This window comes from Cupriavidus sp. BIS7 (assembly GCF_000292345.1).
Lineage (GTDB): Bacteria > Pseudomonadota > Gammaproteobacteria > Burkholderiales > Burkholderiaceae > Cupriavidus.
Genome location: NZ_ALOU01000031.1, coordinates 77577 through 84114, shown reverse-complemented (window position 1 = coordinate 84114; position 6538 = coordinate 77577). Strand labels below are relative to the sequence as shown.

The 6538-nt window shown below is 65.4% G+C and carries 5 protein-coding genes; 1 reads left to right on the top strand and 4 read right to left on the bottom strand.

Annotation, left to right across the window (positions count from 1 at the left end):
• Positions 1–374: 374 nt before the first annotated feature.
• Positions 375–1397, bottom strand: a complete 1023-nt coding sequence (locus B552_RS0111840) for a DUF1338 domain-containing protein (RefSeq protein ID WP_026035576.1) — start codon at positions 1395–1397, stop codon at positions 375–377.
• Positions 1398–1545: 148 nt separating this feature from the next.
• On the opposite strand from B552_RS0111840, the gene B552_RS0111835 reads away from it, so the two are divergent.
• Positions 1546–2454, top strand: a complete 909-nt coding sequence (locus tag B552_RS0111835; RefSeq protein WP_019449235.1) for a LysR substrate-binding domain-containing protein — start codon at positions 1546–1548, stop codon at positions 2452–2454.
• 98 nt (positions 2455–2552) lie between these two features.
• Here the strand turns inward: B552_RS0111835 and fliD are convergent, their stop codons facing one another.
• The 3 genes from fliD to B552_RS0111820 form a co-directional block, all read right to left on the bottom strand.
• The gene (gene fliD / locus B552_RS0111830; RefSeq protein ID WP_019449234.1) at positions 2553–4025 is read right to left on the bottom strand and encodes a flagellar filament capping protein FliD; all 1473 of its coding nucleotides are present in this window, start codon (positions 4023–4025) and stop codon (positions 2553–2555) included.
• Positions 4026–4225: 200 nt separating this feature from the next.
• Complete coding sequence (locus B552_RS0111825; protein WP_019449233.1) at positions 4226–4927, bottom strand: TetR/AcrR family transcriptional regulator; 702 nt, start codon at positions 4925–4927, stop codon at positions 4226–4228.
• A 7-nt stretch (positions 4928–4934) separates the two neighbouring features.
• Positions 4935–6350, bottom strand: coding sequence for a carotenoid oxygenase family protein (locus tag B552_RS0111820; RefSeq protein ID WP_019449232.1), 1416 nt, complete (start codon positions 6348–6350; stop codon positions 4935–4937).
• Positions 6351–6538: the final 188 nt, after the last annotated feature.

The window sequence follows — 6538 nt, the reverse complement described above, 5'->3', positions numbered from 1 at the left end:
TCCCCGGTCTGCACATCCCGCAAGTGGGAGAGGGGCGGGGGAGAGGGTGCGACGGCTCAAATTGAGACAGGTCTCAGATCTAAGCGTTTGCCCTCTCCCCCAACCCCTCTCCCGCATGCGGGAGAGGGGAGCAAACCGGCAGCCTACGCCGCTGCCGCATCGCCGGAGGATCAGGCCGATGCACTGCACAAGGCAGTGGGGCAGTTCAGGCTGGCCGGGGCGATTTAAGTGGGTTGTCTCCCCTCTCCCACAAAGTGGGAGAGGGGCAGGGGAGAGGGCGCGGCAGCTCAAATTGAGACCGGTCTCGGATCTAGCCGCTTGCCCTCTCCCCCAACCCCTCTCCCGCATGCGGGAGAGGGGAGCAAACCGGCAACCTACGCCGCTGCCGTCATCTTGAAGATCCCCTGCGCGTTGCCCGCATCGAACCCGAGGTCATAGCGTGTACGCGCCGCTTGTTCGTCGTGGAAGCGGTCCCGCGTGATGAACTCGTAGAACGATCCGGGCACTTCGCGCTGCACAGTCTTGCCATCGGCGCCAACGAAGTCACGCACCACCGGGTCCGCGCGGAACGCCGTCTGCTTGACGCGGCCGCTGCCGGAGACCTCGACCTTTTCCTTCATCGGGCGGCCCACGGCCTTTTGCTGTTCGGCCAGCGCGAACACATCGTCGACGCGATCCGTGGCGTGGTTGAACGCATTGCCTTCGGTGGAAATCCAGGCCATCTCGGCCGATTCCTTCAGCAGCGTCTCGTAGTCCTCCAGGCGCGGGGCCGGATGGTGGCGTTCGAAGCAGCGCGCCAGCAGGCCGACCAGTTCGGCGCCGTCGTCCACGCTCAGCAAGCCGTCGCGTTCCAGTTGCCACAGCAGTGACTGCGCGCGCGGCGTCAGCGGATCGGCCGACGTTTCGGTAACGCGGGTCACGGCTGCGCGGAATGCATCGCTGTAGCGTTCGCGGTCCGGGTGGAATTCGCTCAGGAAGAACTGGGCGATCTGCTCCGGCGCGTCGGCGTGCGCATAGGACCGGCCCGTCATGCCGATGCGATCCAGCGGATAGGTGCCGTTGAGCACGTAGCCCAACGGACGCAGGATTCGCGTGAACGCCGCCTCGCCCTCCGGCAGCGCGCCATTGGGCCACTTCACCGTGCGCAGCGCGCCGTGGTCGAACGTGACCTTGCCACCGGCCCGGGCCACGTCATCGGTATATGCGCGGCCCGTGGGCACGCGATCGAGAATTCCGCCGAACAGGACGACATTCAGCGCCTGGGCGATTTCGGCACGCGTGGCACGGCCCTCGATATCGACGGGCAGGCCCTCCGGCATGGCGACCAGCGTCATCAGGTGGGCGGCACGCGTGTCGCCGAGGTTGGCAGTGAGCAGCTTGGCTATATTCGGATTCATCGTGGGATACGGCGTCAAAGAATTCGCGCGCAGCATAGCGGGCGGGCACGCCGCGTCACAAGCGACGAATGCTCACAACGTTGTGCGTCCAGCGCACGATTGCCGTATCGCTATACTTCCCGGTCCGCCCGCCCCCATCCGCCGCATCATGAGAAAGGACATTCCCAACCTGACCGCGCTCCAGGCATTCGAAGCCGCCGCGCGGCTTGGCAGCTTCACGCGTGCGGCGGACGAACTGGCGCTGACGCAAAGCGCGGTGGGCCGGCAGGTGGCAATGCTGGAGCAACGGCTCGGCGTGGCGCTGTTCACGCGGGTCAGGCGCAGGCTGGAACTGACCGAGACGGGCCGCGAGTATGCGGCGCGCGTGCGGCGGCATCTGGACCATATCGAACGGGATACGCTGGAAATCAGCGCGGGCCGCACGCAGGGCTACACGCTGGAACTGGCCGTGGTGCCGACCTTCGCCACCCAATGGCTGATTCCGCGCCTGCCCGATTTCGCGCGGCGCCATCCCGGCATCACGGTCAATCTCAGTGCGCGTTCGCAGCCGTTTTCGTTCCAGGACTGCGCCTATGACGCGGCGATCTATTTCGGGGACCAGTTCTGGCCCGGCACGCGCGGCGGCATGATCTTTCGCGAAGGCGGCATGGTGCCAGTCTGCAGCCCCGCATTCCGCGCCGCGCACGCGCTGGAGGACGCGCAGGACTTTGCACACTGCTGCCACCTTCACTTGAGCACGCGCGCGCAGGCGTGGCGTGACTGGTATGCCGTGCAGCAGTGGGACTACAGCGTGGCTGCGGCACGCGGACCGCGCTACGAGCTATTTACGATGATGACAGCGGCTGCCGCTGCCGGGCTTGGCATCGGGCTGGCGCCGCGCCTGCTGATCGAGCAGGAACTGGAGACGGGCCAGCTTGTGATCCCGGTCGAGCGCGTGCTGGACGTGAGCCAGGGATACTACTTCGCGTACCCGGAGGGTCGGCCGCAAGTGCCCGCGCTGGAGGCGTTCCGGGACTGGGTGCTGGGCCTTGCGCCCGATGCGGCGCGGCGCGGATAGAGAGGAAAGAGAGAAAAGGGAGGAGAGACAAAGGCGCCGCTGCCCAGCCCCCTCCCGCAAGCCGAAGAGGGGGCTGGCGCGCGCAGCGCTTCCAGCGCTTACTTCTTGCTGGAGTTGTTGTTCATATTGTTGAGCGCCGCGAACTGCTGGGTAAGGTAGGAGCTGGTGCGGTTCATTTCGGCCACGACCTTGTCCAGCTGCGTGAACTGCTTGCGATAGCGCTCGACCGTGGCATCCGCGCGCGCCGACATCGCGTCATATTGCTTGCTGAGATCCTTCATGCTCTTCTCGATGCCGCTGGTAGCAGCACTGAGCGCACCATTGGTCCCCGTCACGCGATCCACCGCGTCGGACAGGCGGCGCGCGAAGCCGCCCTTCGTGCCGTCTCCGCCGAACAGCGCGGCCACGTCGTTCAGGTTGGCGCCAAGCGCAGCATCGAGCTTCTTGGTGTCGATCGACATCGTGCCGTCCTTCTGCAGCGTCACGCCGATCTGCGCCAGCGTGTTCGGTGCATTCGCGGCCATGCCGTCCTCTGGCGTATTGAGGATCGCGCGCAGCGTCGATTGAATACCGCGCAGCACGGCGTCACCGGTCAGCGCAGCCTTGGTGCCGGCCTTGACGTCGAACGCGGTCAATTGCTTGGCGGCGGCCTGGATGTTGTTGTAGGCCGAGGCCAGCCCCTGGACCGCAGCCTTGATGCTGTCGAGATCCTGCGAGATGGACATCGACGTGGTGCCGGTCTTCTTGAGCGTCATCGTGACGCCCTGCGCGGCGTCCGTCACGACATTGCTGGCGCTGGTGACTGCGATGTCGTTGATGGTCAGCGACGCGTTCAACGCGCGCATCGTTTCCTTCATGCCGCCGGCCTGGGGGCCTGCCACGGGATCGTAGCCCACCAGCGCCTGCAGTTCCGGCGACGAACCGGTGATGCGCATGCTCATTGCCTCGCCGGTCTTCTCCGAATTCAGGATCAGGCGGTACGGCGTGCCGCTGCCGTCGTTGATGATGCTGGCCTTGACGCCGATGTTGGCCTTGTTGATCGCGTCGCGAATGCCCTGCAGCGTCTGGTTGCTGCTGTCGATCTTCACGGTCTTGCTGGCGTCCGGGGTAGCCGTGAACGTCGGGTTCACATACTGGCCGTACGTGGGCGACGACGGATTGTCGTCATAGCCGCCCGTCACGCCGAAATCGAACGTCAGCGTGCCGGTGCCAATGGCCACGTCCTGCTTGGCCTGGCCGGCGCCCGCCAGCGACTGGGCTTGTGCCAGGCGCTTGACGTTGACCGTGAAGTCGCCGGGTACCGAATTGCTGCCAGCGGCAACGCTCATCACATCGCTATTGCCCACCTGGGCCTTGACGGCGGAAAACGTGTCTAGCTTGGCCAGCGACTTGGCCGACGCCTGGAACGCGGACAGCATGCTCTTGATCGTGCCGTATCCCGACAGCTTGGCCTGATAGGCCGCGTTCTGGTTTTGCAGCGCCTTCAGCGGCACGCGTTCCGCCGCGGAAAGCTGGTCGAGAAGGTCGCCGAGTTGCAGGTTGGAGCCGATGCCGATGGAGGAGATTGTCATGTTCTTGTCCTTCGCCGTACGTTACTTCGATGTGATGCATCCAGCCAGGTGGATGAATGTCTTGACATCCAAGGTTTACGGCCAGCCAAAGTGGCTCTTTAGCCTTTTCGATACGAAATCGATACAGAACGGATACACAAGCGGCAGCGAGACTCCAGACGTGAGCAAATACTCACGCCGGAGGGCCTGCAAGAAGGGACTCAGCGGTTTTCGCTGTGCTGTAGCGCGGCCAGGCAGAAGGTAGCGACAACGTCGGCCATCTGCTCGACGCCGTGCGGCTCGGCCGAGATCGCGCGGGAGCCGCCACGCGTGGCCGTCAGCGTGGCCAGGCCGTGCGCGGCGGTCCAGACACAGAATGCAAGCTGCTCCTGCGTCAGCGTGCCCGGCTCGCGTCCATCCAGGCATGCGGCAACGGTTTCACGCACGCGATCGAACGAGCCGGACGACGCTTGCTGCAATTCGGGATACTGCTCGCGGTGTTCGATCACGGGGCCGAACATCAGGTGAAAGCGCGCCGGATACATGTGCGCGAACTCGGCGTAGCCGACCAGCAGCGCGCGGAGCATGTTCGCCGGCGAATCGCGCGGAATCCGCTGCGCGCGGTCGCCGCGGAACGCGCCAAGTTCGCGGAACGCCTGCGCGGCGATGGCGGCAAGCAGGCCGTTGCGATCCTGGAAATGGTGAGCCGGCGCGCCCGGGGACACGCCGGCCAGCTTCGCGGCTTCGCGCATGCTCATTGCCGCGATGCCCTGCGTATCGAGCAGGTGAAGGCCCCACGCGATCAGCGACGCACGCAGGTCTCCGTGGTGCCATTGCCCCGCTGGCTTGATGGAGCCCCCGGCGGCCGCCTTGCGCGCGCCGCCCTTGCGCTTCCCGCCCTGCTTCGTACCGCCTTCCGTCATCCGTACGCTATCCCGCTACCCAGTTGCCATGAAATCCGAACGGCACGCGTTGCGGCAGTTCGACGGTTGCCACCGGCCCCGCCGCGACATGACGCGCGTCGAACACCAGCAGCTCGCTGCATTGTGCCGCAGCACGCCACACCACCGCCAGAATCCATCCGTCGCCCTCCTCGCTGCCGCGCGGCGCGAAAACGGGCTCCGATGTGATATCGCCAGCCGGCAGCCAGTACGCATCAAGCGCGCCGGTCGACATGTCGACATGCATGATGCCGTTGAGTTCGCCGTCGCCATACTCGCGATGCGAAGCGGCGAACCACCCATGGCGATGCCTCACGCCAGACAGGCGGTCGTCGATGCGCGGAAACTCCCCGGCCGTATCGTCCAGGCGCTCCGCGGCAAAGCGGCGGGTTCCGGCCGACAGATCGAATGTCCAGCGCGTCAGGTAGGCCTGCTGCCGTTCAGGGTTGCCGGGCGATCCGTCCGCATGCGGAAACAGCGGCGGCTCATCGTAGACCATCACATCGGCCAGGATCCGATCCCCGTCTTCCCATGCGTTCATCACGTGGAATACGTAGCAGGCCGGTCCCTCGAACCATTGCACGTCCTCGGCACCGCCGCGCCTCGGCAGAATGCCGATCATCGCCGGCTTGCCCGGCTCCCACGCATACCCCGGCCCGCCCTGCTCAACGCGCGCCAGACTGCCGGTCAGCGGCAGCACCGGAATCAGCAGATGACGCGGCGTGGCCATGAAGTCGTGGATCATGCTCGGGTATGGCGCCTGGAAACGCGCGTAGTGCGTCAGGCGCCCATGCGCGTCGATCGCGCCGATCTGCACGCCCGGCGTGAGCTTGCCATCGGCGTTGTAGCCGAAGAACAGCAGCTCTCCCGTCTGTGGATCGGTCTTTGGATGGGCCGTGAACGGACCTTTCAGCGGGCCATATTCCATGTAGCCCAGCGTCTCGACGGTGCGCGGCGTGACGGCGGTGGGCATGTGCGCCTCTTCAAGCGCCAGCAGCGCGCCGGCGTGCCAGATGATGTTGGTATTGGCCACGCCGCTGTCCGTGCCTGACCAGTCGGGCGCATCAGGCAGCTTGCCGGCGAACGCGCGGAACAGCGCCCGCCCGGCGCGGTCCTCGTCACGCCACTTCGGCGTGTGGACCCAGCGATTGCGGTACGAAACTCGCCCGTTGTCGAGATCGAACGCGTGCACCATGCCGTCGCCGCCGAACCAGTGGGCTTCAGGCTGGGGAAAACGGGGATTGGGGCCGATGCGGTACAGCGTGCCCCGCAGCCCTTCGGGCAGCTTGCCGCGCACGGCAAGATTGTCGGCTTCGATCTCGCGCGTCACCGGCGCAAAGTTATCCACCTCGGTGTCCACCTTAGTGTCCACTTCAGTGCCCACGTCAGACAGGCTCGCTTCCATGTCGCCTCCAAACTATTCAGTGAATAGTTTGCGAAGTATCGGTGCCAGTATCTCCGCCGTCAAGCATGATTTCCCCGATGGCCGCTGACCGCACATTCTCTGATTTTGATGAGTGTCAACGCGATCACGAGCATGCGAACTAGACTGCTTTGGTTGCTGCCCGGCAGGCTGCGGGCGGCCTTTCTCGC